Annotated in this window: 26 protein-coding genes; 21 read left to right on the forward strand and 5 right to left on the reverse strand. The window is 65.3% G+C overall.

Translation table 11 applies throughout. The features are described from left to right. Positions 1-33: 33 nt before the first annotated feature. Complete coding sequence (locus ASD67_RS10410; protein WP_056346577.1) at positions 34-906, reverse strand: hypothetical protein; 873 nt, start codon at positions 904-906, stop codon at positions 34-36. Positions 907-969: 63 nt separating this feature from the next. Here ASD67_RS10410 and ASD67_RS10415 point away from each other — a divergent pair, with 63 nt between their 5' ends. The 11 genes from ASD67_RS10415 to ASD67_RS10465 all read left to right on the forward strand — a co-directional run bounded on the left by ASD67_RS10415 (position 970) and on the right by ASD67_RS10465 (position 11,092). Next, positions 970-1,548, forward strand: a complete 579-nt coding sequence (locus tag ASD67_RS10415) for a NifU family protein (protein WP_056346579.1) — start codon at positions 970-972, stop codon at positions 1,546-1,548. A gap of 28 nt (positions 1,549-1,576) precedes the next feature. After that, positions 1,577-2,170 carry a malonic semialdehyde reductase gene (locus ASD67_RS10420; RefSeq protein ID WP_056346581.1) on the forward strand — a complete coding sequence of 198 codons (594 nt, stop codon included), beginning with the start codon at positions 1,577-1,579 and terminating at the stop codon, positions 2,168-2,170. Further along, positions 2,145-2,795, forward strand: coding sequence for a tRNA (adenosine(37)-N6)-threonylcarbamoyltransferase complex dimerization subunit type 1 TsaB (gene tsaB, locus ASD67_RS10425; RefSeq protein WP_082544949.1), 651 nt, complete (start codon positions 2,145-2,147; stop codon positions 2,793-2,795). The genes ASD67_RS10420 and tsaB overlap by 26 nt, the downstream gene beginning before the upstream one ends. After that, positions 2,792-3,271, forward strand: a complete 480-nt coding sequence (locus ASD67_RS10430) for a GNAT family N-acetyltransferase (RefSeq protein ID WP_056346583.1) — start codon at positions 2,792-2,794, stop codon at positions 3,269-3,271. The genes tsaB and ASD67_RS10430 overlap by 4 nt, the downstream gene beginning before the upstream one ends. Positions 3,272-3,376: 105 nt before the next feature. Beyond that, entirely contained in the window at positions 3,377-3,817 is a 441-nt protein-coding gene (locus ASD67_RS10435; RefSeq protein ID WP_056346584.1) for a MucR family transcriptional regulator, read from the forward strand. Positions 3,818-3,949: 132 nt separating this feature from the next. After that, the gene (locus ASD67_RS10440) at positions 3,950-4,375 is read left to right on the forward strand and encodes a Fur family transcriptional regulator (protein ID WP_056346586.1); all 426 of its coding nucleotides are present in this window, start codon (positions 3,950-3,952) and stop codon (positions 4,373-4,375) included. Beyond that, positions 4,344-5,141, forward strand: a complete 798-nt coding sequence (locus ASD67_RS10445; RefSeq protein WP_235535629.1) for a lysophospholipid acyltransferase family protein — start codon at positions 4,344-4,346, stop codon at positions 5,139-5,141. Before ASD67_RS10440 ends, ASD67_RS10445 begins: the two co-directional genes overlap by 32 nt. 7 nt (positions 5,142-5,148) lie before the next feature. Beyond that, positions 5,149-6,486, forward strand: a complete 1,338-nt coding sequence (gene miaB / locus ASD67_RS10450; protein WP_082545010.1) for a tRNA (N6-isopentenyl adenosine(37)-C2)-methylthiotransferase MiaB — start codon at positions 5,149-5,151, stop codon at positions 6,484-6,486. 131 nt (positions 6,487-6,617) lie between these two features. Continuing rightward, entirely contained in the window at positions 6,618-7,625 is a 1,008-nt protein-coding gene (locus ASD67_RS10455; RefSeq protein WP_056346590.1) for a PhoH family protein, read from the forward strand. Between the two features lie 213 nt (positions 7,626-7,838). Continuing rightward, positions 7,839-10,091, forward strand: a complete 2,253-nt coding sequence (locus ASD67_RS10460; RefSeq protein WP_443028023.1) for a TonB-dependent hemoglobin/transferrin/lactoferrin family receptor — start codon at positions 7,839-7,841, stop codon at positions 10,089-10,091. A gap of 20 nt (positions 10,092-10,111) precedes the next feature. Next, positions 10,112-11,092, forward strand: a complete 981-nt coding sequence (locus tag ASD67_RS10465; RefSeq protein ID WP_056346592.1) for a DUF6607 family protein — start codon at positions 10,112-10,114, stop codon at positions 11,090-11,092. Between the two features lie 65 nt (positions 11,093-11,157). Here the strand turns inward: ASD67_RS10465 and ASD67_RS10470 are convergent, their stop codons facing one another. Both ASD67_RS10470 and ASD67_RS10475 read right to left on the reverse strand, forming a co-directional pair. After that, complete coding sequence (locus ASD67_RS10470) at positions 11,158-11,646, reverse strand: hypothetical protein (RefSeq protein WP_156377644.1); 489 nt, start codon at positions 11,644-11,646, stop codon at positions 11,158-11,160. 2 nt (positions 11,647-11,648) lie between these two features. Then, a complete protein-coding gene (locus ASD67_RS10475) occupies positions 11,649-12,029 on the reverse strand; it encodes a DoxX family protein (protein WP_056346596.1) in 381 nt (126 codons plus the stop codon). Between the two features lie 312 nt (positions 12,030-12,341). Between ASD67_RS10475 and ASD67_RS10480 the strand changes: the two genes are divergently transcribed. After that, complete coding sequence (locus tag ASD67_RS10480) at positions 12,342-12,797, forward strand: carboxymuconolactone decarboxylase family protein (protein ID WP_056347286.1); 456 nt, start codon at positions 12,342-12,344, stop codon at positions 12,795-12,797. Then, a complete protein-coding gene (locus tag ASD67_RS10485) occupies positions 12,797-13,672 on the forward strand; it encodes a sigma-70 family RNA polymerase sigma factor (protein ID WP_056346598.1) in 876 nt (291 codons plus the stop codon). Before ASD67_RS10480 ends, ASD67_RS10485 begins: the two co-directional genes overlap by 1 nt. 36 nt (positions 13,673-13,708) lie before the next feature. Here ASD67_RS10485 and ASD67_RS10490 read toward each other — a convergent pair whose 3' ends face one another. After that, a complete protein-coding gene (locus ASD67_RS10490; RefSeq protein ID WP_056346600.1) occupies positions 13,709-14,875 on the reverse strand; it encodes a serine hydrolase domain-containing protein in 1,167 nt (388 codons plus the stop codon). A gap of 246 nt (positions 14,876-15,121) precedes the next feature. Here ASD67_RS10490 and ybeY point away from each other — a divergent pair, with 246 nt between their 5' ends. The 7 genes from ybeY (at position 15,122) to ASD67_RS10525 (ending at position 22,000) form a co-directional block, all read left to right on the forward strand. Continuing rightward, the gene (gene ybeY, locus ASD67_RS10495; RefSeq protein ID WP_056346601.1) at positions 15,122-15,628 is read left to right on the forward strand and encodes an rRNA maturation RNase YbeY; all 507 of its coding nucleotides are present in this window, start codon (positions 15,122-15,124) and stop codon (positions 15,626-15,628) included. A gap of 19 nt (positions 15,629-15,647) precedes the next feature. Continuing rightward, positions 15,648-16,586, forward strand: coding sequence for a hemolysin family protein (locus ASD67_RS10500; RefSeq protein WP_056346603.1), 939 nt, complete (start codon positions 15,648-15,650; stop codon positions 16,584-16,586). 38 nt (positions 16,587-16,624) lie between these two features. Next, positions 16,625-17,779, forward strand: a complete 1,155-nt coding sequence (locus tag ASD67_RS10505; RefSeq protein WP_056346605.1) for a glycosyltransferase family 4 protein — start codon at positions 16,625-16,627, stop codon at positions 17,777-17,779. Positions 17,780-17,785: 6 nt separating this feature from the next. Further along, positions 17,786-19,105, forward strand: coding sequence for a replication-associated recombination protein A (locus ASD67_RS10510; RefSeq protein WP_200938005.1), 1,320 nt, complete (start codon positions 17,786-17,788; stop codon positions 19,103-19,105). Between the two features lie 372 nt (positions 19,106-19,477). Beyond that, on the forward strand, positions 19,478-20,233 hold the full coding sequence (locus ASD67_RS10515) for a hypothetical protein (protein WP_056346608.1): 756 nt from the start codon (positions 19,478-19,480) through the stop codon (positions 20,231-20,233). 14 nt (positions 20,234-20,247) lie between these two features. Beyond that, positions 20,248-20,601 (forward strand): hypothetical protein, encoded by a 354-nt coding sequence (locus tag ASD67_RS10520; RefSeq protein WP_056346614.1) that lies wholly within the window; start codon positions 20,248-20,250, stop codon positions 20,599-20,601. Position 20,602: 1 nt separating this feature from the next. Next, complete coding sequence (locus ASD67_RS10525) at positions 20,603-22,000, forward strand: serine hydrolase domain-containing protein (RefSeq protein WP_056346615.1); 1,398 nt, start codon at positions 20,603-20,605, stop codon at positions 21,998-22,000. Here ASD67_RS10525 and ASD67_RS10530 read toward each other — a convergent pair. Then, a complete protein-coding gene (locus tag ASD67_RS10530; RefSeq protein WP_056346616.1) occupies positions 21,997-22,407 on the reverse strand; it encodes a GFA family protein in 411 nt (136 codons plus the stop codon). The genes ASD67_RS10525 and ASD67_RS10530 overlap by 4 nt on opposite strands. Positions 22,408-22,607: 200 nt before the next feature. Between ASD67_RS10530 and ASD67_RS10535 the strand changes: the two genes are divergently transcribed. After that, positions 22,608-24,263: a hypothetical protein gene (locus ASD67_RS10535; protein WP_056346617.1), complete on the forward strand. Its 1,656-nt coding sequence runs from the start codon at positions 22,608-22,610 to the stop codon at positions 24,261-24,263. Positions 24,264-24,272 lie beyond the last annotated feature (9 nt).

Raw genomic sequence — 24,272 nt, forward strand, 5'->3', positions numbered from 1 at the left:
GGCGTCGAGAAAATGCGAAAAGCGAAAAACGCGTCAAACTATGCCGAAGGTCCAGCCTTCGGTGCGTGCGAGTGTGTCGGTGAGCGGGGCAGGCGCCCAGCGTGCGGGGTCGTGCGCGATCGCGCGCAGCCAAGCGGCGGTCAGCAGTGCGTCGCTCGCATGGTCGCCGATCGGGCCGATATGCCGGACGGGCGGCGATCCCAGTTCGGCCAGCGCGGCGTCGAGCGCGGCGCCGTCGCGGATCTTGCTGCGGCCTGCGGGCACGCCCGCGGCGCGGGCGGCGAGGCCAGTGTAGATTTCGACCAGCAGCGGTCCCGCCGGCGGTACCGGATCGAGCGGCCACAGCGGCATGCGGCCGCTGAGGCGGTGGAGCAGGCGCATGCCCGCAAGGCTTGCCTTGCCGACCTGCGCCGCGCCGACGAGGTTGAAATTGCTCACGCTCGCCGCTTGCCTTGTGGCGCGCTGGTGCTGCTCGACGACACGCAGCCGCCCGGCACCGGCTTCGAAGAGGTCGCCGACGTCGCCGCGGCCGTGGCGGAAATGCCGCCGCGCTTGCGGATGCACGAGGAAACCGCCGACCTCATAATGCGGATCGGCGGCGGTGAGACGTTCGACCAGCGCCCACAGCGACGGCAGGTCGGCGGGGCTCTCTGGCCATTCGGGGAAATAGGCCTCGCGATCGGCGAAGGCGAAGGCGGCCGAAAAGTCGAAACCGATCAGCATGTCGATGCCCGACGCGGCGACGCCTTCGAGCCAATCCAGCATCTCGGCCCGCGACCAGATATGGCCGGGCCGCACCAGTGCGGGCGCCGCCGTGCCGCTGGCGACCGCCAGCGCGATGCCGCGCTGCCGCGCGCCGCGCGCGCCCGACCAGTCGATCGCGGCGAAATGGGAGAAATGGCGCATTTTTCGACCCTACAGCATCTTTGTCGGCTTGCACAAAGCCCGATCGCGTCCCACATGCCCCCCATGCTGATCGAAACCGAATCGACGCCCAACCCCGCGACGCTCAAATTCCTGCCCGGCCAGGCGGTGATGGACGCGGGCACCCGGGACTTCGCGAGCCCCGAGGAAGCCGAAGCCTCGCCGCTCGCCGCCGCGCTGTTCGCGCTCGGCGACGTCACCGGCGTCTTTTTCGGCCGCGACTTCGTCTCGGTCACCGCGGCGCCCGGCGTCAGCTGGAGCGACCTCAAGCCCGACGTCCTCGGCATCGTGATGGACCATTTCCTCGGCCAGATGCCGCTGTTCAATCCCGGCTCTGCTGCGGGGATCAGCGTTCCGGGTGAGGATGAGGCGAGCTTCGCCGACGATCCCGCCGACGCCGACATCATCGACCAGATCAAGGAATTGATCGAGACGCGGGTCCGCCCGGCGGTTGCCAACGACGGCGGCGACATCGTCTATCGCGGGTTCGACAAGGGCAATGTGTATCTGAAGATGCAGGGCGCGTGCGCCGGCTGTCCGTCGTCGAGCGCGACGCTGAAGAACGGCATCGAATCGCTCCTTAAGCACTATGTTCCCGAAGTGACGACCGTCCACGCCGTTTGACCCGTCCCGAAATCAGGAGAATGATCCGATGAGCGAGCCGCTTTCCGATACTGCCCTCGACCAGCTGTTCCGCACCGCGCGCACCTATAATGGCTATGTCGACAAACCGGTGTTGGACGACCAGCTGCACGCGATCTGGGATCTGGTGAAATTCGGCCCGACCAGCGCCAACTGCCTGCCGGCACGGATCATCTGGTGCACCAGCACCGAAGCGAAGGAAAAGCTCGCGGCGCTCGCGCTGCCCGCCAATGGCGACAAGATCCGCAGCGCCCCGGTCACCGCGATCATCGGCATGGATCTCGAATTCTACGAAAACCTGCCCGAGCTTTTTCCGCACGCTGACGCGAAAAGCTGGTTCAACACCAATGCCGAACTGGCGCACGCGACCGCGTTCCGCAATTCGAGCCTGCAGGGCGCCTATTTCATCCTCGCCGCGCGCGCGCTCGGGCTCGACACCGGGCCGATGTCGGGTTTCGCCAACGACGCCGTCGACGCCGCCTTCTTCGCCGACCAGCCGAGCGTGCGCAGCAATTTCATCTCGACGCTTGGTTACGGCGACCCCGCGACCATTTTCGAGCGCAGCCCGCGCCCTGGCTTTGACCGCTTCAATCGCATCGCCTGACGGCCTGCGCCGGCTCGTCATCGATAGTGCCAGCGAGGCCTGCTCGGTCGCGCTGTTCGACGGCGCGCGCCTGCGCGATTTTCGCCACGACATCATCGGCCGCGGCCATGCCGAACGGCTGGTGCCGCTGATCGCCGAACTGGCGGACGGCGGGCGCGCCGACGCGATCCTCGTCGGTTGCGGCCCCGGCAGCTTCGCCGGCGTGCGCATCGGTGTCGCCGCGGCGCGCGCGCTGGCGCTCGGCTGGCGGGTGCCGGCCTTCGGTTTTTCGACCCTCGCGCTCGTCGCGGCTGCTGCTGCCGACGAGATTGCGGCGGCGGACGGCGCGCTCGTCGTGATGGAGGGCGGGCACGGTCAATGGTTCGTCCAGCCCTTCGCCGCCGACCTGTCGCCGTGCGCCGACCTGTGTTCGCTGCTGCCCGACGAAGCGGTGCGGCGCGACGACGCGCTGGTCGTCGGCAACCGCGCCGAGGCGTTCGTCGCGCTGCGCGGCGCGGGGACCGCCTTGCCGATACTGCCCGACGCGCGTGCCTATCCGCGACTGCCCGCCGCCGCGACCTTCGCCGACCCCAGCCCCCATTATGGCCGGGCGCCCGATGCCAAGCCGATGGCGGCGCGCGTATGAGCGAATTCCGCCTTGCGACCGCCCGCGTCGCCGACCTCGCCGCGGTCATGCGCGTGATGGATGCCGCCTTCGATCCGGCTTTTGGCGAGGCATGGAGCCGCGCGCAGTTGCTCACCCTCTTCGCGCTGCCGTCGGCGCGTGTCTGCCTCGCGTGGGACGGCGAGCAGCCATGCGGTTTTTCGGCGGCGCGCATCGCGGGTCCTGAGAGCGAGTTGTTGTTGCTCGCGGTCGATCCGGCGTGGCGCGGCCGCGGAATCGGCGCCGCGTTAATATCCGATTGGCAAGCCTGGGGCCGCGGCGAAGGTGCCGAGGACTATTTCCTCGAAATGCGCGCTGACAACGACGCCGTTCATCTCTATGAGCGCAGCGGGTTTTCGGAGTGCGGTCGGCGCAAGGACTATTATCGAGGCGGTGACGGGATGATCCGCGACGCGATTACCATGCGTCATTCATCCGGAACCGGTCTAACTAGGTGATAGACCTTGCGGAAATGCTGCCAGAATGGCAGTATCTCGGCCGGATGAAGAACAGCTCCAATATTCGTCGTCCATCTTCTGGGTATATAAAAAAGGAACCGTCCCATGTCGGATCAAACCGATACCAGTGAAATGCTGGTCACGCTGACTGCTGACATCGTTGCTGCCCATGTCAGCAACAACAGTGTCGCGATTTCAGATCTTTCGGCGCTCATCAACAACGTCCACGCCGCCCTCTCCGGCCTCGGTACGCAGCCCGTCGAAGAAGAGAAGCTGGTACCGGCGGTGTCGATCCGCACCTCGGTGAAGCCCGATTACATAACCTGTCTCGAGGACGGCAAGAAGCTCAAGATGCTCCGTCGCCACCTGATGACCCATTATGGCATGACCCCCGACGACTATCGCGCCAAATGGGGTCTGCCCGCCGACTATCCGATGGTCGCCCCGAATTACGCTGAAAAGCGTCGCGCGCTGGCCAAGGAAATCGGCCTCGGCACCAAGGGCCGCGGCGGCGGGCGCAAGCCCAAGGCCAAGAAAGCGGCTTGACGCGTTTCGAACTTTGGCCCGTCAGGGCAGATGGGGGCGGTGCTGCAAGGCGCCGCCCTTGTTCTATGCGCAGGCCGTGCCTATACAGAATATAAGAACAAAGAACGGCTGCAGATTGCAGGAAAGGCCCGCATGTCCGGTACCATCGACCTCGAAGCCCTGTGCCACGAAAAGGGCCTGCGCATCACCGAGCAGCGCCGCATCATCGCGCGCGTGATCTCCGACAGCGAGGATCATCCCGACGTCGAAACGCTCTATGAGCGCGCGTCGAAGGTCGACAGCGGCATTTCGATTGCCACCGTCTATCGCACCGTTCGCCTGTTCGAAGAGGCCGGCATCCTCGACCGCCACGATTTCGGCGACGGCCGCTCGCGCTACGAAGCGGCGCCCGAGGCGCATCATGATCATCTGATCGACGTCGAAACCGGCCGGGTGATCGAATTCGTCGATCCCGAGCTCGAGGCGTTGCAGAAGGTTATCGCCGAACGCCTCGGCTTCCGCCTCGTCGACCATCGCATGGAGCTCTATGGTGTCGCCCTCGATCGCAAGCGCGACTAGACCCGCACGGGTCACCTGGCGTTCGATCGTCCGCCTCACCGCGATGGTGCTGGCGCTGCTGTTCCTGATCGTTCCGCATCTTTGTTACCGCGCCGTCGGCCGCCCGTCGCCGATGGTGATGGCGTTCCTCAACGCCGTCGGTTGGATCGCGGGGCTACGCGTCCGCACGACGGGCACGCGGCTGCGGCGCAACGTGTTGTTCGCGTCCAACCATGTCAGCTGGCTCGACATCCTCGCGCTTGGCGGCGCCGCACGCTCGGCCTTTGTGTCGAAGGCCGAGGTCGAGGGCGTGCCGCTCGTCGGCTGGCTCGCCGACCAGAACCATACGATCTACGTGCAGCGCGAGGCGAAGCGCGAAATCCACAATCAGGCGAACGACCTGCGCAATGCGCTGGCGCGCGGCCGCCCGGTGACCTTGTTCCCGGAGGGCACGACCGGCCCCGGCGACGGGCTGCTGCCGTTCCGGGCCTCGCTGTTTCAGGCGGTCATCCCGACCCCGCCGAACCTGCAGATCCAGCCGGTCTTCATGGATTATGGCGCGGAATCGAACGACATCGCCTGGCTCGACCCCGAATCCGGGCTCGACAATTTCAAACGGCTGATCGCGCGCGCAAAGCCGATCCATCTCACCATCCATTATCTCGACCCGCTGCCCGACAGCGTAACGCATGATCGCAAGGCGATCAGCGAAGCCGCGCGCGCGGCGATCTCGCGCGAAATGGCCGAGACGGCCAAGCCTTCCGCCCGTGCGATGCATCGCCTATAGCGCGCCGATGAAATCCGACTCTCCCAAGACCTTTCACATCAAATCCTTCGGTTGCCAGATGAACGTCTATGACGGCGAGCGCATGGCCGAAATGCTCGGCGCGCGCGGGATGACCGCCGCCGCCGACGGCGCCGACGCCGATCTGGTCGTGCTCAACACCTGCCACATTCGCGAAAAGGCGGCCGAAAAGGTCTATTCGGACATCGGCCGGTTGAAGCGCGAGGGCGGCAGCCGTCCGACGATCGCGGTCGCCGGCTGCGTTGCGCAGGCCGAGGGCGCCGAAATCGCGCGTCGTGCACCGACCGTCGACGTCGTCGTCGGGCCGCAAGCCTATCACCGGCTGCCCGACCTGCTCGACCGCGCCGCGCGCGGCGAGAAAGCGGTCGACCTCGACATGCCCGCGATGTCGAAATTCGACGCCTTGCCCAAACGCGGCGCGGGTCAGCGCCCGACCGCCTTCCTCACCGTGCAGGAAGGCTGCGACAAATTCTGCACCTATTGCGTCGTGCCCTATACCCGCGGCGCCGAGATCAGCCGCCCCTATGCCGACCTGATCGCCGAGGCCCGCGCGCTCGTCGAGGGCGGCGCCCGCGAGATCACCCTGCTCGGCCAGAACGTCAACGCGTGGGACGGCGAGGATGATCGCGGCCGCTCCGTCGGCCTCGACGGGCTGATCCGCGACCTCGCGCGCGTCGACGGGCTCGAACGCATCCGCTACACCACCAGCCACCCCAACGACATGACCGAGGGGCTGATCGCCGCGCATGGCGAAATCCCGCAGCTCATGCCCTATCTCCACCTGCCGGTGCAGGCGGGCAGCGACCGCATCCTCGCCGCGATGAACCGCAGCCACAGCGTCGACAGCTATTTGCGCGTCATCGAACGCGTCCGCGCGGTGCGCCCCGACATCGCGATCTCGGGCGACTTCATCGTCGGTTTCCCCGGCGAGAGCGAGGCGGATTTTCAGGCGACGCTCGATCTGATCCACGCGACACGCTACGCGATGGCGTACAGCTTCAAATATTCGCGCCGCCCGGGCACCCCCGCCGCAACGATGGGCGATCAGATTGCCGATGAGGTGATGCACGATCGCCTCCACCGGCTGCAGGCGCTGCTCAACGAACAGCAGCACGCGTTCAACGCGGCGACGGTCGGCAAGGCGACGCGCCTGCTGCTCGAACGCAAGGGCAAGCTCGCCGGCCAGCTGATCGGCAAGACGCCCTGGCTGCAATCGGCGCATGTCATCGCGCCGGGACTCGCGATCGGCGACATGGTCGATGTGCGCATCGCCGCGGCCGGGCCGAACAGCCTCACCGCCGAATTGCTCGTCGAAGAGGTCGCCTAGTGCGGCGCGGGGAGGCGGTGTCGCTTTTTGGCAACGCTGCTCGCTCCTTTCGTCTTGTTCTCCTCCATCGGAGTGGACTCCGGTCTTGGCGGGAGTAGAGTCATGTCGTTGATCGAAGGAGCCTTGCCCACGTGTCGAAACGCCCGCTGACCGCCGCCTCCCCCGCCGAACCCGGCGACCGCGTCCGACTGACGGCGGAATTCGAGCGAACACAGCTTTTGGGCATTCTCTTTGGCGAATTCGATCGCAATCTTGTCGGAATAGAAAACCGGCTCGGGGTCTATATCTCGGCGCGCGGCAACCGCGTGCAGATCGAGGGCGAGGCCGAGGCCGCGGCGCGTGCCCGCGACGTCCTCGTCGACCTCTACAGCCGCATCGAACAGGGGCAGGAAGTCGACGCCGGTATGGTCGATGGCGTGATCGCGATGTCGGCGCAGCCGACGCTCGACGGTATCATCCGCCACGAGATCAACGAAGCGCCGCCGATCATGATCCGCACGCGCAAAAAGACGATCGTCCCGCGCGCGCCATCGCAAATCCCCTATATGCAGGCGCTGGCGCGCGAAGACATCATCTTCGCGCTTGGCCCGGCGGGGACCGGTAAGACCTATCTCGCGGTCGCGCAGGCGGTCGCCCAGTTGATCACCGGCAGTGTCCAGCGCCTGATCCTGTCGCGCCCCGCGGTCGAGGCGGGCGAAAAGCTCGGCTTCCTGCCCGGCGACATGAAGGAAAAGGTCGATCCCTATCTGCGCCCGCTCTACGACGCGCTCCACGATTGCCTGCCCGCCGAACAGGTTGAGCGCCGCATTGCGAGCGGCGAGATCGAGATCGCGCCGCTCGCCTTCATGCGCGGGCGGACGCTTGCCGACGCCTTCATCATCCTCGACGAGGCGCAGAACACGACGATCCCGCAGATGAAGATGTTCCTGACCCGTTTCGGCATGAACAGCCGCATGGTGATCTGCGGCGATCCGAAGCAGGTCGATCTGCCGATCCCCGCCAGCTCGGGCCTCGCCGACGCCGTCTCGCGCCTCGAAGGAGTCGAGGGCATCAACGTCAGCTATTTCACCAGCGCCGACGTCGTCCGCCACCCGATCGTCGGGCGCATCGTCGATGCCTATGAAGGGCCGGGGGCCTAACTCTTAAATATCCTCCCTGTCGCGCAGCGATGGGAAGGGCCGCTTGCGAAGCAAGGGGTGGGGGCGGCGGCGACGGCACCGCCAATGGCCCGCCTTCCCCGTTCGTTCGTCGGCCTTTTTCAATAACGAGTCGCAATAGCATATTGACCCCCTGAATTTGCACGCCTAGACGACCGCTATTGCGAGTCAGTCGCATAAATCAGGGGAAGAAAATTGACCATCCAGCGTTCGCCGTCCGTCTCCCGTCTCGCCGCCGGTACCGCGCTGGGCATCGCGCTCGCCGCGACCGCGACGCCCGCCATGGCGCAGGATAATGACGGTGAATATTGGGCCGCGCGCAAGAACCAGATCGTCGTCACCGCGACGCGGACCGAGAAGAGTGTTGAGGATGTGCCGCTGACCATTTCGTTGATCACCGAAGAGCAGATCGCGAACGAACTGGCGACCGACATCCGCGACCTCATCCGCTTCGAACCCGGGGTCAGCGTCCAGCGCCAGCCCGCGCGCTTCGGCGCTGCGCTCGGCGCCACCGGCCGCGCCGGCAACGACAGCTTCAACATCCGCGGCATCGGCGGCAACCGCGTGCTGATCCAGGTCGACGGCGTGCGCGTCCCCGACGGTTTCAGCTTCGGCGCGCAGGCGGCGGGGCGCGGCGATTATGTCGACCTCGGCCTCGTCAAGTCGGTCGAAATCCTGCGGGGTCCCTCGTCGGCGCTTTACGGCAGCGACGGCCTTGCCGGTGCGGTCAGCTTCGTCACCAGCGACCCCGCCGACTTCCTGCCCGGCGGCAAGTCGGTCGGCGGCCTCGTGCGCGGCGCCTATAGCAGCGCCGACGACGAGTTCAGCGAAACCGCGATCCTCGCGGGGCGCAGCGGCGACTGGTCGGTGATGGCCGCCTATACGCGCCGCGACTGGCAGGAACTCGACAACAAGGGCAGTGTCGGCGGTTTCGGCAGCCTGCGCACCGAGCCCAATCCGCAGGACGGCCGCTCGAACGCCGCGCTGGCGCGGATCGTCTATGATCCCGCCAGCGGCCACAAGCTGCGCCTGACCGGCGAATATCTCGACACCCACCTCTACACCAACGGCCTCACCGGGCGCAGCACCACCGTCGACCGCCTCGAAGGCTTCGACAGCGGCGAACGCAAGCGCGTCTCGCTCGACTGGAGCTGGGAAGGCGAGGGGCTGATCGATTTTGCCCGCGTCGCGCTCTATTGGCAGGACGGCGAGGATAATCAATACACCGAGGAAGACCGCACCCCCGCCGCCGACCGCACCCGCCTCAACACCTTCGAAAACCGCGTCATCGGCGCCGCCGCCGATGCCCGCGCCGATTTCAATACGGGCGCGATCACGCATCGCATCGTTTTCGGCGGCGACATCAGCAAGACGCGGCAGCGCGGCCTGCGCGACGGCACCGTGCCTCCGGCGGGCGAGGTGTTCCCGACCCGCGCCTTCCCGACCACCGATTTCACCCGCGCCGGGCTGTTCGTCGGCGACGAGATCGGCATCGCCGGCGGCGCGTTGACGCTTTATCCGGCGTTGCGCTTCGACTGGTACGACCTGTCGCCCCGCACCGATCCGCTACTCCCGACCTTCGCGGGCGCCGGACAGGATGGTTCGCGCGTTTCGCCGAAATTCGGCGCGGTCTGGAAAGTCACCGACCAGGTGCGGCTATTCGCCAATTATGCGACCGGCTTCAAGGCGCCCGAACCGGGGCAGGTGAACCAGTTCTTCGAAAATCTCGCCTTCGGCTATACCTCGGCTCCGAACCCCGACCTCGGCCCCGAACGCAGCGAAAGCTTCGAGGGCGGGCTGCGCTTTTCCAGCGACCATGTCAGCCTCGACCTGACGGGCTTCACGTCGCGCTATAAGGATTTCATCAGCCAGGAAGTGGTGAGCGGCAGCTTCACCCCCGCCGACCCCGCCGTCTATCAATTCGTGAATCTCGATCGTGTCCGGGTCAAGGGGGCCGAGGCACGGTTCGAGGGGCGAGCGTCGTCCGGCCTCTATACGACGCTCGCCCTATCCTATGCGACGGGCGATGTGATCGAACCCAATGGCGCGCGCAGCCCGTTGTCGACGATCGACCCGCTCAAGCTCGTCGCCGGCGTCGGCTATCGCGAGCGCACCGGGCGCTTCGGTGGCCAGATCATCATGACCCACAGCGCGCGCAAGGAAGCGTCGCGGGCCGACGGCGTCTGCACCCCGCAATGCTATCGTCCCGACGCCTTTACCATCCTCGACGCAACCGCCTTCGTGCGGCTGATGGACGGGCTGACGCTGCGCGCCGGCGTCTTCAACATCCTCGACAAGAAATACAGCTGGTGGAGCGACGTGCGCGGACTCGCGCTGGTGTCGTCGGTGCCCGCGACGGTCCCCGCGACCTACGTCACGCCGGCCACCGCCGATGCCTATACCCAGCCGGGCCGCAACGCGAGCGTGTCGCTGAGCTTCCGCTTCTGACCACAAGAAGGACTGCACCGATGAAGAAAACATATCGTTCGCTCGCCGCCGGCCTGTTGCTGCTCTCCGCCGCGCTGCCGGTCGCGGCGCTCGCCCACCCGCCGATCGCCGCCGACGCCGCCGCAGCGAATTTCGAACAGGACCGCGCCGATATCCTCGCGATGGCGGGCAATTACCGCGTCAGCTTCAACATGCAGGAATCGACGCGCTGGGACCCGAATTACGAGGTGCTCGAGCCGAAGCGTTCGGGCGGCAACGAGGTCGTCCGCGTGATTGAGGACACGGGGCGCAAGATCGTGCTCCAGCACATGCTCGTCATCACCGGCGACGACGACAAGAGCATGATCATCAAGCATTGGCGCCAGGACTGGGAATATGAACCCGCCAGGGTGCTCGTCTATTCGGACCGCAACACATGGACGTGGGAAGACGTCCCCGAAAAGATGCGCACCGGCCGCTGGTCGCAGACGGTCTATCAGGTCGACGACAGCCCGCGCTATGCCGGCTGGGGTCAGTATGAAACGCAGGGCGGCGTCCGCCGCTGGCGCTCGAACTGGACCTGGCGCCCGCTCGCCCGCCGCGATGCCGTGCGCAATCCGGTCTATGATCGCTATCTCTCGATCAACCGCCACCAGCCCTCGCCCGACGGCTGGGTCCATTGGCAGGATAACACCAAGATGGGGATCAAGGACGGCAAGCTGGTGCCGATCGTCCAGGAATATGTCCTCAACACCTATATCAAATACGACCAATATGACGTGAAGGCCGCCGACGACTATTGGGCCGCCACAAAGGGTTATTGGGCCGCGGTGCGCGCCGAATGGGACCGCGTCGCCGCCACCAAGGGCGGCATCGCGATCCAGGAGGAAGCACAGACCGGCACCGTGATCAGCGGCCGCCTGCTCGATATGGCGAACGAGATCCAGGACAAGACGCTGACGACCGCGAAGGCGATCGAAGAAGCGAAGAAACTGATCGAGACGAACACTCGCAAGCTTTGACGACCTTCACCATGTGAAGCCCGCACCTCAAGGGGCGGTCCGAAAGGGCCGCCCCATTTTTCAATCTATCGATCGGTGCGCGTCAGGGCTGGGCCTTTTCCAACCACCGGATTGGGTTCACCCTTCGGGCAAAATCCATAGTCCGCCGGATCGAAGCGCTGGAATCGCGATGGCCAGCCGGGCAGGCATTCGAAGCTGGCGGTGTCTTCGCCATCGACGATGGCCAATGACAGGCCATGAATTCGCGCTTCCCCGATCAGGCAATTGAGCCGCGCGCGCGGTGTCTTCTCGAGATTGACGAACGCCGATCCCGCATGATCGGGAATGGCCAGATCGAGGGTAAATGCGTCGATGCCGCAATGCCGGATCAGCCTCGCGCTGGTCGGGCCATCTTCGGGTTCGTGGTCCGAACTCAGCAAATGGTCGATGTCGTCGTCGGCGATGCGCAGATAAGTCGGTTCGGTCCTTGGCGCGATCCAGACTGCCGCGACGGCGACGCCGGCCAGAGCCAGCATCGCCCCAATCGCGATTCCGACCAGCAAAGGTCGACGCACGCCTATTTCTTCATCGCCCCGTCAGCGCTCCAGATGCCCGCACCGCGCGCCGCGATGAACAGGAACAGGAAGCAGTAGAGCACAATGGTCTCGCCGCCGTTGGCGATGGGGAAGGGGCCTTGCGTGCCATGCGCGACCCAGTAACCGACCGCCGACATGCCGCTCGCGATGAAGGCGGCGGGACGGGTGAGCACGCCGATGACGATCAGGGTGCCCGCGACCAGTTCGATCGCGCCCGCCGCGGTCAGCATCGGGTTGAGCGGCATCGGGAAAGGCGCCGGGAAGTTCAGGAATTTCTGCACGCCATGCGCCAGGAACAACAGGCCCGCGACGATGCGCAGCAGCGCATAGGCCTGTTCGGTGAAGCCATCGAGAAATTTCATGATCGCGTACCCCTCGCTTGTTGAATGAGGGGCGGATGCTAGTTCAGCTTTCGCTTCCGTCAAAGCGCCATTCTCGCAACCCAGCGTTTCCGATCCTCCCCGTCGCGCAGCGATGGGGAGGTGGCAGCGCGAAGCGCTGACGGAGGGGCTGTGACGCAACCGCTGCGGCCCCTCCACCATCCTTCGGATGGTCCCCCTCCCCATGGCTTCGCGACAGGGAGGATTATGACGACGCAAATTTTTTCGTACCCCATGTCACATCGACCAACGCTGTCTCGTCAAACCTGCACCACCCCAGCAAGGAGACAGATGATGACCAAGGTAACCGACCCCTTCGCCGCCGCGCCGCAATTGATGAAACAGTGGATGGGGCTTTCGCTCGCCGTGCAGGACAGCCTCGAGCCGAGCCTGATCGAACTGGTGAAGATCCGCTCGTCGATCCTCAACGGTTGCGCCAACTGCATCAACATGCACACCACCGAAGCCCGCGCCAAGGGCGAAACCGAGCAGCGCATCTACCTGCTGTCGGCCTGGCACGAAGCCCCGGTCTATACGCCCCGCGAACGCGCCGCGCTCGCCTGGACCGACGCCTTGACCACGGTCGCGCAGGGGCACACACAGAAAGCGGTCAAGGATGAACTCGAAGCGCATTTCACGCCGGAGGAACAGGTGAAGCTGACCCTGATGATCAACGTCATCAACGGCTGGAACCGCCTCGCGGTCGGCTTCGATCTCTGGTACGACATGCCCGCGGCGAAGGCGGCCTGATGCCCGCCGGGGGCATCCATGACGCCAACGATGCGGCGGACGCGGCGGCCGGTTTCGACCCGCTGCGTCCGCTCCTCACCCGCGTCGCCTATCGCATGCTCGGCTCGGTCGCCGATGCCGAGGATGTGGTGCAGGATGCCTTCCTCCGCTGGCTCGGCACCGACCGCAGCGAAGTGCGCGAACCCGCCGCCTTCCTGCGGCGCACCGTCACCCGCCTCTGCCTCGACCAGATCAAGTCGGCGAAGAACCGGCGCGAGACCTATATCGGCCCCTGGCTCCCCGACCCGCTGGTCGAAGAAGAGGAAGAGGACGACGTCACGCTGCCGCTGATGCTCGCGCTCGAACGCCTGTCGCCGCTCGAACGCGCCGCCTTCCTGCTCCACGATGTTTTCGGGGTGGGGTTCGACGAAGTCGCGAAGACGATCGACCGCGATCCCGCTGCGACGCGCCAGCTCGCGGCCCGCGCCCGCACCCATGTCCGCGACGCCCGCCCGCGCTACAAGCTGGAAAAGGAGCAGGGGCTAGAGATCGCCAATGCCTTTTTCGCCGCGTCGCGCAGCGGCGACATGGGGGCATTGGGCGCGTTGCTCGCCGCCGATGTCGGCATGTGGGCCGACGGCGGCGGCAAGCGCCCCGCCGCGATGGGGCCGGTTCTGGGCCATGATATCGTGATGAAGCTGCACCGCAGCCTCGCGGTGCTGTTCGGAAAATATGGCTCGACCCTGGTCCACACCGGCACGATCAACGGCCTGCCGGGTTTCGTGACGCGCGAGGCCGATGGCGAGTTCCAGACCACCGCGCTGGAGATCGAGGATGGCAAGGTCACCGCCATCTATGTGATGCGCAACCCCGACAAGCTGAAGCATATGCATTGAATGGCGGCCTTCCTCTCGTTGAGGGAGGTGCCGGTGTCACTGTTCGGCGGCGAGCCCGGGGATATAGTGCGAAGCAATCTTGTCGACGAACTTCTCCGGCGAAGCGCCCATCAGGTTCGTCAGGACCACAACGCTCAGGTCGTCCTCGGGATAAATGAACACGGTGGCGCGCGCTCCGCCAGTGAGGGCAAGTGCGGGATGCTCAGCGCGCCGCACCGATGGCCAACCCAAGCCATAGCCATTGATGAAAGCGTTGAAGCCGCGATAGCTGCCATCTTTTTGCGGCTGTGGTTTCCAGAGCTCCTCAAGGCTGCTCTTGTTGACCAGTTGCAATTTCTGGATCGCAATAACCCATTTCGCCAAATCAATGGCCGTGGATTGGATGCCACCGATCGGGAGCAATTGCGCGGACGTCCATGCCTCCTGACGCACAAACGCGGTTTCACTGCGATCAGCGCCGACCGTTCTCATCCCGTCAAACTTCAGCGTCAAATGCGTATAGAGTTCAGCCAGGTCGGGGTTGGTCGAGACAGGATAGGCAAAGCGTGTCTGCTTCATGCCCACTTTATTAATCTGCCGATCGCGCACGAAATCAGAAAAGGATTTCCCTGAGAGCTTCGCTATGATTTTCCCCATCGCGACATAGTTGGTCTGGCTATATCGATATCCCGCTCCCGGCGGAAAGGTCAGGGGATTTTGCTGCACCCTTGCCCAGGAGGCATCCGGGTCAACGAGGCCGTCAATCGGCCGGGTATTGTCATCCACAATTTCGGGCAGCCCGGATGTATGGGTGAGAGCTTGCCGAACGGTGACACCGCTCCATGCTTCCGGAAGTTTTTCGAGATAGGTTGAGATTGGCGCATCAAGATCAAGCTTGCCCGCTTCGACAAGCTGCATTGCCGCAACACCGGTAACGGCCTTGCTGATCGAATTGATGCGGAAAATGGTTTTGTTCGTGACGGGGGCTGATGTTTCCCTGTTGGCCAGACCATAGGCACCCGTGAAAACGATCTTGCCATCCTGCACGATCGCCAATTGCAGTCCGGGAATGTCACGCGCGGTCATCTCGCTTTGGACCAGTTGTTCGATCGCGGCTGTCTTGTTGTCTGCTTCGGTGACCGGCGTCGTGCGGGCGTTTGCGCTGTTGGCAAGGCCGCTCATGGCCGCAATCAGACCGATTGCGGCGGAAATTTTGTTCAGCATCTTTTTTGGCGATCCAAAGCTGGAGGAATGTATCGGCTGCTAGTGTGTATTGCCATATCCATACACCGTCGCAGCGGTCAAGGGTGACGGCCGGGCAACTTTTTCGCTGTCCTACATCGCACCGTCGTTATAGCGTCCAGCGATGATCCATATCGACCTTCGATCCCCTTCGTCCGACGCCCGGAAAATGCGATTCCAGAGTGAAGTTTCTCGGTTTTCCGTCATAATCTCGCTGCGGGAATTTTCATGCTGACCGTCGAAACCCATGCCGCGACGCCGTGGCCCGACGCCTTCGATTGGGAGGCGCGCGCGGCCGACGCCGTCGCCGCCGCGCTCGCGCTCACGCCGCATGCCGGCCTTGCCGACGCCGCGCCGCTCGTCGAAGTCGCGGTGCGCCTCACCGACGATGCCGAGGTACACCAGCTCAACCGCGATTTTCGTGGCAAGGACAAGCCGACCAACGTGCTGTCCTTTCCGCAGGTGCAGGACGACCTGCTCGAAAGCCTGGCGAACAGCGACGACGGCGAAATCCTGCTCGGCGACATCGTGCTGGCGCGCGAAACCTGCGCCCGCGAGGCCGAAGAGAAGGGGATTTCGCTGGAGGATCATGCGACGCATCTGATCGTCCACGGCGCGCTCCACCTCGTCGGTTACGACCATATGGACGATGCCAGCGCCGGCGCGATGGAGGCGCTCGAAGTGAAAGCGCTTGCATCGCTGGGCCTCGCCAATCCATATGCGGATGAGATTTAACAGGGAAACACGACACATCATGCCCGACGACCAGGGGTCTTCGAACCGATCGGAAGAGGACAGTAGTAGACCCGGCCTGTTGGCCGGACTGAAGACATTGCTGTTCGGCGGCGACAAGGAGCCGTCGCTGCGCGAGCAGATCGAAGAGGTCATCGACGAGGCCGAGGAAGAAGGGCAGGAGCGGCGCGGCAGCAGCGTCGTCGGCGACCTTTCGCCGATCGAGCGCAAGATGCTCCGCAATCTCCTGCATTTCGGCGAGCAGACCGTCGATGACGTCGCGGTGCCGCGCGGCGAGATCATCGCGATCGACGAAAGCGCCAGCTTTGAAGCGGTCGTCGCGCTGTTCGCCGAAGCCGGGCACAGCCGCCTGCCGGTCTACCGCGAAAATCTCGACGAGGTCGTCGGCATGATTCACATCAAGGACGTCTTCGCGGTGCTGGCGGAAAAGCGCGCGCCGCCGCCCTTGCTCGACCTGATCCGCCAGCCGCTGTACGTGCCGCAATCGATGGGCGTGCTCGACCTGCTCGCCGATATGCGCGCGCAGCGCACCCATCTCGCCATCGTGATCGACGAATATTCGGGCACCGAAGGTCTTGTCACCATCGAGGACCTGGTCGAGGAAATCGTCGGCGAGATCGAGGACGAGCATGACGACGAGCCGGTGCTGCTGTTCACGCCGGGCGAAAACGGCTGCTGGGACGCCGATGCGCGCGCCGAACTCGACGATATCGGCGAAGCGATCGATCCGCGCCTCGCCGAGATCGAGGAAGATGTCGACACGTTGGGCGGCCTGTCGGCGGTGCTCGCGGGGCATGTGCCCGAGGTCGGCGAAATCCTTGTCCATCCGAGCGGCTGGCGGATCGAGGTGACCGAGGCCGACGAACGTCGCGTCCATCGCCTGCGCCTGCATCCGCCGGTGGTGGTCGAACTCGAGGCGCCGTCGGAGACCGGCGACTAAGATTGCCTTTGCCTGCCGAGACGATTAGCGGAGGCGGGATGGAAATTTCCGATCTCCGCATCGCGCTGTTCAGCGGCAATTACAACATGACCGTCGATGGCGCCAACAAGGCGCTCAACCGGCTCGTCGGCTATCTGCTCAGTCAGGGCGCGGCGGTGCGCGTCTATTCGCCGACCGTCGCCAATCCCGATTTCGAGCCGACCGGCGACCTGGTCAGCGTGCCGTCGATGGCGATCCCGAACCGCCCCGAATATCGGATTCCGCTCCATTTTTCGGGCCGGGTGCGCGAGGATCTCGCAGCGTTCGCGCCGAACATCATGCATATTTCCAGCCCCGACCGCGTCTGCCGTCAGGCCGCGGCCTGGGCGCGCCGCCGCCGTCTGCCGGTCGCCTGTTCGGTGCACACCCGCTTCGAAACCTATTTCCGCTATTACAACCTCTCGTTCATCGAACCGGTGATCGTCGCCTGGCTGCGCAAGCTCTACCGCAAATGCGATGCGCTGATCGCGCCGTCCGAAAGCTTCGCGCAGGTGCTGCGCGAGCAACGGATGAATTACGACATCGGCATCTGGACACGCGGGGTCGAGCGCGACGTGTTCAACCCCGGGCGACGCGACAACAGCTGGCGGCAAAGCTGGGGCATCGCCGACGATGTCCCCGTCGTCGCCTTCCTCGGCCGGCTGGTGATGGAAAAGGGGCTCGACGTCTTCGCCGACGCGATCGACCAGCTCAACCGCCGCAAGGTCCGCCACGAGGTGGTGGTGATCGGCGAGGGCCCCGCCGGCGACTGGTTCGAATCGCGCCTGCCCGACGCCAAATTCGTGGGGTTTCAGGGCGGTCAGGACCTCGCCCGCGCGCTCGCCTCGTGCGACGTCTTCTTCAATCCCTCGGTCACCGAAACCTTCGGCAATGTCACGCTGGAGGCGATGGCGTGCGGCCTGCCGGTGGTGGCGGCGCGCGCGACGGGCAGCGCGAGCATCGTCAAGCATGGCGTGACGGGTTATCTCGTGTCGCCGGGACTGATCACCGGCTTCGCCGACCATCTGCAGCATTATTGCCAGGATATCGGCCTGCGCGCCCGGCACGGCGCGGCGGCACTCGCCGAGAGCCATCAATATCAGTGGGACGCGATCAACCAGACCGTCGCCGACACCTATGTCCGGCTGATCCGGCAGAAACAGCGGCGGAGATAGGCGGCGGTGGCCGACGACCTGTTCGGTGACGATGCGCCGCCGCGCGCCGCAGGGAGCCCGTCCGGCACGGCACCGCTCGCCGAACGGCTGCGTCCCAGGACCCTGTCCGAAGTCGTCGGGCAGGAACATCTGACGGGGTCCGACGGCGCGATCGGGCGGATGGTCGCCGCGGGCCAATTGTCGTCGATCATCCTGTGGGGTCCCCCGGGCACCGGCAAGACGACGATCGCGCGGCTGCTGGCGGAAGCGGTCGGCATGCGGTTCGCCCCGCTGTCGGCGGTCTTCTCGGGCGTCGCCGACCTCAAGAAGGTCTTCGCCGATGCCGAAAAGATGGCGGCGGCGGGCAAGCGCACCCTGCTGTTCGTGGACGAAATCCATCGCTTCAACCGGGCGCAGCAGGACGGTTTCCTGCCCTATGTCGAGCGCGGCACGGTGGTGCTCGTCGGCGCGACGACCGAGAACCCCAGCTTTGCCCTGAACGCCGCGCTGCTCAGCCGCGCGCAGGTGCTCGTGCTCCATCGTCTCGACCAGGCGGCGATGGCGACCCTGCTCGGCCGTGCCGAGGCCGAGGTCGGCAAGCCTTTGCCGCTGACCGAGGCGGCGCGCGAGGCGCTGACCGCCAGCGCTGATGGCGACGGGCGTTTCCTGCTCAATCAGGTCGAGACATTGTTCGCGGCGGGCATCGCCGAGCCGCTCGACCTGGCGGCGCTCGCGCAGCTGCTCCACCGCCGCATGCCGGTTTACGACAAGGACCGCGACGGCCATTACAATCTGATCAGCGCGCTCCACAAGGCGCTGCGCGGGTCCGACCCGCAGGCCGCGCTTTATTATATGGCGCGCATGCTCGTCGCGGGCGAGGAGCCGCTCTATGTGCTGCGCCGCCTCGTGCGCTTCGCGAGCGAGGATGTGGGCCTCGCCGACCCGCAGGCGCTGGTGCAATGCCTCGCCGCGAAGGACGCGTACCAGTTTCTCGGCTCGCCCGAAGGCGAACTCGCGGTCGTGCAGGCGTGCCTCTATCTTGCCACCGCGCCCAAATCGAACGCGGCCTATGCCGCGCAGAAGGCCGCCTTCGCCTCGGCGCGCGACACCGGCAGCCTCGCGCCGCCCGCGAACATCCTCAACGCGCCGACCAAGCTGATGAAGGACTTGGGGTACGGCGCGGGTTATGAATATGACCATGATGCCGAGGGCGGCTTTTCGGGCGCCGACTATTGGCCCGAGGAGATAGGGCCGCAGACCTATTACCGCCCGACCGACCGCGGTTTCGAAAAGCGCATCGCCGAGCGGCTGGCTTGGTGGGACGAACAAAGGAAGGCGCGGGGGTGAGGACGGCTTTAGCAGCCCCAATGTTGGTCATCCCCGCGAAAGCGGGGACCCAGAGCGTCCTTAGGCTGACCCCACACTGGCTTCCCGCTTTCGCGGGAATGACAAGCTAAGGGAGTGACCGCTACCGTCCGCTCGTCCCCGCAAAAACCGCTTTCCTAATAAATCCCGGCATGATCTACCCTGTGGGATGACGGTGCCGCTTATCCCGAACCGCTTGCTGCTGGCCACCTCGGTCCACACCGGTCTTAAAGCGACAAAGGAGACATTTCGGACGCGTGCTTGCGTATCCTTTGTCTCCTTAAGGCGCGCTTGCCTCGGTCGCTGCTTCGCCTTAGCCATCGCATCGGGTCGCACCATGTCCGGGAAACAGCCATGTCTTTGACCCTCGCGTTCGCGTCCCTCACCACTCCCGTCATCTCGTGCCCGAGCGGGAGCATCGAAAGTGAATGCAGCCGCGCCAACGTCGCACAGAAGATTGCGCTCGCGCCCGACCGCGTGGCGAAGATCGCCGACACCTGCCTCTATGATTATGGCGGTCGCTGCGGCGTCGAGGCGAGCGGGCGGATCGACGTGCCCGAACGCGGCGGCACCTTGTTGTGGCAGAAACTCTCGCTCGCCCCGCGCGATGGTCCGGGCGCGTGGATGGTCGTACTGATCGCGCGCGATGCGGCGGGCAAGACGGCGCTTGCTGGCTTCGCCGAAAGCTCGGGCTCGATCGGTACTCCCGATCTCGTGTCGAGCAATGGCGAGCGGAGCCTCGTCCATGTCACCGGGACGCTGGCGGGCAGCGGCGGCGGCAACGCCGATGCGCTGTTCGCGGGGGAGGGCGCGGCGGCGACCTGGCACCAGATCGATATCGGCGGCTGGTACGACGAAGGCGGCAAGTTGCTCCCCAAGGGCTATTGGCTGCGCGGCCCCGCCGACTTCCGCTTCGACGAGATGTTCGCGATCGTCCCGGTCGCGCGCGACGGCGACGGCAATTGCTGTCCGCGCGGCGGGCAGGCGCTGTTCGACTATTCGATTGTCGGCGATCGGCTGGTTGTCGATGGCATGCGGTTCCAGCCGATGCAGCCGGTCGGGGACGCGGTGGAGCAGGTCGTGGTGCGCCCCAAGCCGCCAAGATACTGAGAGGCGGAGCCGACATGACACCGAAGTTCGACAGCTGGGCCGATGTCGTCGCCTTTGCCTGCGCGCTCCCCGATGTCGAAATGCTGCCTTTCTATGGTACGCCCTGTCCCAAGCTCAACGGCAAGGCGCTCGCCGCACCGGGGCGCGAGGCGGGCAGCTTCGCGGCGATGTGCCAACCCGACGAAAAGGACATCCTGCTTGAAACCGATCCCGACACCTTCTGGCAAACCCCGCATTACGAGGGTTGGCACGCGCTGCTCGTCCGCTTCGAATCGGACGATCCCGAACGTATCGCCGATGTCCTCCGCCGCGCTTGGTGGGACCGCGCCAAAAGGCCGCAGCGCCAGGCCTTTGGCGCGCGGCCCTGAGATGGTACGGCGGCTTGGTCTCGGCCTGCTCATCGCGGCGACCGCGATCCCGGCGCACGCGGCGGAACCCAACGCCGAGATCAACCGCGCCTGGGCGGCGGGTTATCGTGCCGGGGCCACTTGTTCGGCGCTGTGGAACGGCGCGGGCAAGGCGCTCGCCGATATCGAGCGCGACGAACTCACCAATATCTACCCCGAGATCGAACCCGATATGCGCCTGCAGAAGGCCGATATCGACGACAAGGCGAAGCGCGTCAGCGTGCGCTACCGAGAGGACATGCCGCCGCGCATCGCCGAATGGGACGGCGCACAGGGCTGTGTGACCTTGCCGATCGGCGCGGTGCCGGGCGAGCGGAGCGGCTATCGTCCCGGTCGGCCGAACCTCGACGACCAGCCATGGCCGCTCGGCGATCACGACGCGCTGGCGCCGCGGCCGCGCAACGCGACACCTTATGAGTTGGCGACGATGGATATGGAGCGCTTCGGCGGGCGCACCAGTTCGCTCCTGATCGTCAAGGGCGGCAAGATCGCGGTCGAATGGTATCAGCAGGGGCACGGCCTCCACACCGCGCAGCGCACCTTCTCGGTCGCCAAGTCGATGGCGGCGACACTCATCGGCCATGGCGTGCTGAACGGCGACATCGACGTGACAAGGCCCGCGATGATCGCCGACTGGCAGACGCCGGGCGATCCGCGCGCCGCGATCACCACCGAGCAATTGATGCGCATGGCGAGCGGGCTGACCAGCGACACCGCGGGCAACCGCAGCGACGCCATTTACATGGGCGGCGCGTCGGTGCGGCAGTGGACGGTGCAATGGTCGCTGCTCAACCCGCCGGGCAGCGTCTATCGCTATGCCAACAACGATACGTTGCTCGCGGTCCAGTCGCTCAAGGCCGCGCAGCAGAAGGCCGAAGACGAAAAGAACAAACGCTCGGCGGTGATCCGCCGCGACCTGCACCTCGACCCTGCCGCCTTCTTCGACCGGCTCGGCATGACGCGCACCTTCGCCGAGCATGACAAGGACGGCGATTATATCCTGTCGAGCCAGGTATCGACCACCGCGCGCGATCTCGCGCGGCTCGGCCTGCTCTACCAGAATGACGGGATGTGGGCCGGCAAGCGGGTTTTGCCCGAAAATTGGCGCCGCTTCGTCACGACGCCGAGCGGACCGCAGCCGACCGGCGACTTCGGCTATGGTGCCGGCTTCTGGCTCTTCAACAAGTCCGACGGCATTCCCGCCGACGCCTTCGGCGCGTTCGGCAATCGCGGCCAATATATGGTCGTCATCCCTTCGCGCGGGCTGGTGATCGTGCGCCAGGGGTATGATGACGGCAAGGTGCGGCTCGACATCGCCGCGCTGGTCCGAGCGATCGTCGAGGCTGACGGCAGGCGCTAACCCGGATAGCGCTCGAAGGTCGGCAGATCGCCGAGCGTTTCCATCCAGCCGATGCGCTCGGCGGTCTGGATCTGCACCTGTGCGGGGATCAGGTCGGGGTCGTCGAGCGTTGCGGACTGGACGTCGATCTGGCCCGGGAACACCGCGTCGCTGGTGTAGAAAAGGCCGGTGCCGCAGGTCCCGCAGAAATGGCGACGGCCATGGTCGGATGAGGCATAGATTTTCGGCGTGCCGGTGACTTCCAGCTCGTCCTGCCCGACAAGCGCCCAGCCGACGAGCGGCGCGCCGGCGTGGCGGCGGCAGTCCTGGCAGTTGCACAGCGCGTGGTGGACGACGGTGGTCGGCATCGAATAGCGGATGGCGCCGCAATGGCACTGGCCGGTGGCGCGGGTGGGGGTCTCGCTCATCTGTCTCTCCTGTCGAATCGATATACAGAACATAACGGAAACATTTTTGGAGTCCAGTTGCGGCACCCATGTCGTGGTTAACAGCAAATTAGGGGTTTCTATGCTGTTGTCGGCGAATGGGGACAATCGAACGAGCAGACGCGGAAAGGGGCGTGCCGGACTCGGCGAGGGCGGCCGTCTTTCATCGAGCAGGCCGTCCTTTGGCGCTGCTCCTCGCCTATGCCCTGCTGCTCTGTGCGTTCTATTCGGGTGACGCGAATCTCAGCCTGTTCTATCTGCACCGACAGGATCTGCCGCTGCTTCTGACGGGTCTCGGTCTGCTCGCGATCTGCTGCTGGCGGGTGGCGCCGCGTCCTGCGGCGTGGACTGCGGACTGGCGGCTGGCCTTGCTGATCGGAACCGGATTGGCGCTGATTTCCTGGGCGGGCCACAGCTGGATTCTCTCCGGCTATGACCTGAGCCGCGACGAACAGATGGCGTCGTTCGACACGGCGGTGTTCGCCAACGGATCGCTGGCCGCGCCATTGCCGGGCATGTGGCGCGACCACGCGCCCGCGTTGAACACGATGTTCATGTATGCTGCCGATCCCCGGGCCGCGTGGGTGTCGGATTATCTGCCGCTGAACGCTGCGCTTCGCGCCTTGGTCGGCCTCGTCGTCGCGCCCGCGATAACCGGACCGCTGATGACGCTGCTCGGGGCTCTGGCCTTGTGGGGCTGCGCGCGGCGCATCTGGCCGGACAGCCGTGAGACCGCAGTTGTCGCGTTGCTGCTCTACGCGGGTTCGGCGCAAGTCGTCGTCACCGGCATGACGGCTTATGCGATGCCAGCGCATCTTGCATTGAATCTCTGCTGGCTGTGGCTCTTTCTCCGTCGCCGCCGATGGGCGGATATGGCAGCGCTGGCGGTCGGCTTTGCGGCGGTCGGACTGCACCAGCCGATCATGCATCCGATGTTCGCGGCGCCGGTACTTTTCCTCCTCCTGCTGGAAAAGGACTGGCGCCGCGCCGCGCTCTATTTCGTCGGCTATGCCGCAATCGGGCTTTTCTGGCTGTGGTGGCCTCACTGGATTTCGACGCTGGTACAGGTCGACGGTGCGATGCAACAGGTGCGCGATTCCGGTTATGCGGTGCGGTTGATGAATGCGCTGGCGGCGGGCGACGGGATGCGAATGGCGAATATGATCGCCAATCTAGCCCGCTTTGCCGCTTGGAATCATCTGCTGCTGATCCCGTTGCTGATTGCCGGCTTTCTGGCCGCGCGCCGAGATCGGTTGGCGGGAGCACTGGCGGGGGGGCTGATCCTGACGCTTGTCACCATGACCGTCATCCTTCCTTATCAGGGCCATGGTTTTGGATATCGCTATCTTCACGGCCAGATCGGCAATTGCATCCTGCTCGCCGTTTTCGGGTGGCAGGCGATTGGCGCGGAGACAGGCCGATGGCGCACGCTGCTGCGCCGCACCACCTGCGCCGGCGCGCTGATTCTGTTGCCGTTGCAATTATGGTTCGCGCATGGCTTCTATGCGCCGGCCGCCGCCGCATCGGCGCGTATCGACCGCAGTGGAACGGATTATGCGGTGATTGGGGAGTCAGATGTGCCGTTTTCTGCGGATTTGGTGATCAATCCTCCCCGTCTGGACGGGCGCCCGATACGCCTGTTGCGTGGTGGCCTGAATCCGGAACTCGTAGGGATGCTCTGTGCGCGTGGATCCACGGTCGCGATGGTCGAACCGACGCTTTTGAAGCCGGTCGTGGACTATTATGGTTTCGGAAAACTGCCGGATGCAGAGGAGGCGAGCAGGGACGCGGCGGCGCGACTGCGTGTTGCCGGCTGCACGGTGACGCATCTGCGATGACCGGGGCGC

Source organism: Sphingopyxis sp. Root1497 (assembly GCF_001427085.1).
GTDB lineage: Bacteria > Pseudomonadota > Alphaproteobacteria > Sphingomonadales > Sphingomonadaceae > Sphingopyxis.

Coding starts and splice junctions, on each gene's coding strand:
- ASD67_RS10410 (WP_056346577.1), bottom strand. CDS start 906: ATGCGCCATTTCTCCCATTTCGCCGCGATCGACTGGTCGGGCGCGCGC.
- ASD67_RS10415 (WP_056346579.1), top strand. CDS start 970: ATGCTGATCGAAACCGAATCGACGCCCAACCCCGCGACGCTCAAATTC.
- ASD67_RS10420 (WP_056346581.1), top strand. CDS start 1,577: ATGAGCGAGCCGCTTTCCGATACTGCCCTCGACCAGCTGTTCCGCACC.
- ASD67_RS10430 (WP_056346583.1), top strand. CDS start 2,792: ATGAGCGAATTCCGCCTTGCGACCGCCCGCGTCGCCGACCTCGCCGCG.
- ASD67_RS10435 (WP_056346584.1), top strand. CDS start 3,377: ATGTCGGATCAAACCGATACCAGTGAAATGCTGGTCACGCTGACTGCT.
- ASD67_RS10440 (WP_056346586.1), top strand. CDS start 3,950: ATGTCCGGTACCATCGACCTCGAAGCCCTGTGCCACGAAAAGGGCCTG.
- ASD67_RS10445 (WP_235535629.1), top strand. CDS start 4,344: ATGGTGTCGCCCTCGATCGCAAGCGCGACTAGACCCGCACGGGTCACC.
- miaB (WP_082545010.1), top strand. CDS start 5,149: ATGAAATCCGACTCTCCCAAGACCTTTCACATCAAATCCTTCGGTTGC.
- ASD67_RS10465 (WP_056346592.1), top strand. CDS start 10,112: ATGAAGAAAACATATCGTTCGCTCGCCGCCGGCCTGTTGCTGCTCTCC.
- ASD67_RS10475 (WP_056346596.1), bottom strand. CDS start 12,029: ATGAAATTTCTCGATGGCTTCACCGAACAGGCCTATGCGCTGCTGCGC.
- ASD67_RS10480 (WP_056347286.1), top strand. CDS start 12,342: ATGACCAAGGTAACCGACCCCTTCGCCGCCGCGCCGCAATTGATGAAA.
- ASD67_RS10485 (WP_056346598.1), top strand. CDS start 12,797: ATGCCCGCCGGGGGCATCCATGACGCCAACGATGCGGCGGACGCGGCG.
- ASD67_RS10490 (WP_056346600.1), bottom strand. CDS start 14,875: ATGCTGAACAAAATTTCCGCCGCAATCGGTCTGATTGCGGCCATGAGC.
- ybeY (WP_056346601.1), top strand. CDS start 15,122: ATGCTGACCGTCGAAACCCATGCCGCGACGCCGTGGCCCGACGCCTTC.
- ASD67_RS10500 (WP_056346603.1), top strand. CDS start 15,648: ATGCCCGACGACCAGGGGTCTTCGAACCGATCGGAAGAGGACAGTAGT.
- ASD67_RS10505 (WP_056346605.1), top strand. CDS start 16,625: ATGGAAATTTCCGATCTCCGCATCGCGCTGTTCAGCGGCAATTACAAC.
- ASD67_RS10515 (WP_056346608.1), top strand. CDS start 19,478: ATGTCTTTGACCCTCGCGTTCGCGTCCCTCACCACTCCCGTCATCTCG.
- ASD67_RS10520 (WP_056346614.1), top strand. CDS start 20,248: ATGACACCGAAGTTCGACAGCTGGGCCGATGTCGTCGCCTTTGCCTGC.
- ASD67_RS10525 (WP_056346615.1), top strand. CDS start 20,603: ATGGTACGGCGGCTTGGTCTCGGCCTGCTCATCGCGGCGACCGCGATC.
- ASD67_RS10530 (WP_056346616.1), bottom strand. CDS start 22,407: ATGAGCGAGACCCCCACCCGCGCCACCGGCCAGTGCCATTGCGGCGCC.